At 69.9% G+C, this 1,339-nt stretch carries 2 protein-coding genes; both read left to right on the top strand.

The window, feature by feature from the left end:
* On the top strand, positions 1 to 606 hold a 606-nt coding region (locus BJF79_RS39965), incomplete at its 5' end, for an ATPase, T2SS/T4P/T4SS family (protein ID WP_187357127.1).
* Positions 603 to 1,339 (top strand): type II secretion system F family protein (locus tag BJF79_RS39970; RefSeq protein ID WP_075905228.1); only part of this gene is annotated, 737 nt, incomplete at its 3' end. The genes BJF79_RS39965 and BJF79_RS39970, both read left to right, overlap by 4 nt.

Here is a 1,339-nt window from a genome sequence, read left to right on the forward strand (position 1 = left end):
CTGGAGAGCGACTTCGAGCTGTTCCTGGACGACCCGTCCCTGGCGCATCGGCACCCGGACGTGGTCGCGATGGAGGCGCGCCAGGCCAACGCCGAAGGTGCGGGCGAGGTGCGATTGCAGGATCTGGTGCCGGCGTGCCTGCGTCTGAACCCCGATCGAGTGATCGTGGGCGAGGCACGGCACGGCGAGCTCGCATCGATGCTGGAGGTCATGTACTCCGGAGCACGCGGCTCGATGTGCACCCTGCACGTCCACCGTCCCGAGCACGTGTTCAACCGCGTGGTACAGCTCGGCCGCCGCGCCGACCTCGGACTGTCGACCGAAGACCTGCATCTGATGTTCGGCCTGGCAGAGCCATTGGTGGTGTATCTGCAGCGAGACAAGGTCAGCAACGACCGATTCATCTCCCAGGTGATGGAAGTCGGTCCACCCTCCGATTCAGCCGAGCCGACCCGCAACCACATCTTCGTCCCCGGCGAGGACGGCCGCGCCACGTCGGCGTGCGGACACGTCAGCGCCGCACTACTGGACGAGTTGACCGCTTGCGGTTTCGACCCCGACCTGCTGGCCGGTGTCCCTGCGGTGGTAGGTGGTGGTTGGGCATGACCGACCTTCTCGTCGCGTTCACCGGCCTGTGCGGTGCCGCCGGGATCCTCACGCTCACCGCCGGAATCCGCGGCAGCAATCCGGCAGCAAGACAGAGCCGTCCGCCATCGCGGTTGCAGATGCTCGTGCACTCACCGGCATGGCCGGGGCGGCGAAATCGGCTGCTGGCCAGTGTCGGTGCCGGGCTGGCGGTGTTGCTGCTGACCGGGTGGCCGGTGGCCGCGCTCGCGGTCGCGACCGGTGCGTACGCGTTGCCGCCGATGCTGTCGGGACGTGCGCCGCAGCGGCGGATCGTCCGACTGGAGGCGCTCGCGCAATGGTCGCGGCGGCTCGCAGAAATGATCGGCGCCAGCCGCGGCCTGGAGCAGGCCCTGGCCGACAGCCTCCGCGTCGCCCCTGCGGCAATTCGTCCGCAGGTGGAGGTGCTGGCGGGGCGGTTGAACAACCACGCCGGGACCGAGCAGGCGCTGCGGGCTTTCGCCGACGACCTCGACGACCCGATCGGCGACTTGATCGCGTGCGCGCTGATCCTGGCCGCCCGCCGCCGCGGCCCCGGCACCCGGGAGGCGCTCGGGCTGCTGGCCGACGCCGTCGAGCACGAGGTCATCGTCCGCCGCGACGTCGAAGCCGAACGCGCCAGCCTGCGCACCACCCTCATCGTGATCGTGGCGTCCGTCGGGATCCTGAGTCTGCTGTTCGCGACCTCGCAGACGCTCGCCGACCCCTACGGCAC

Source organism: Actinomadura sp. CNU-125, assembly GCF_001942465.1.
Lineage (GTDB): Bacteria > Actinomycetota > Actinomycetes > Streptosporangiales > Streptosporangiaceae > Spirillospora.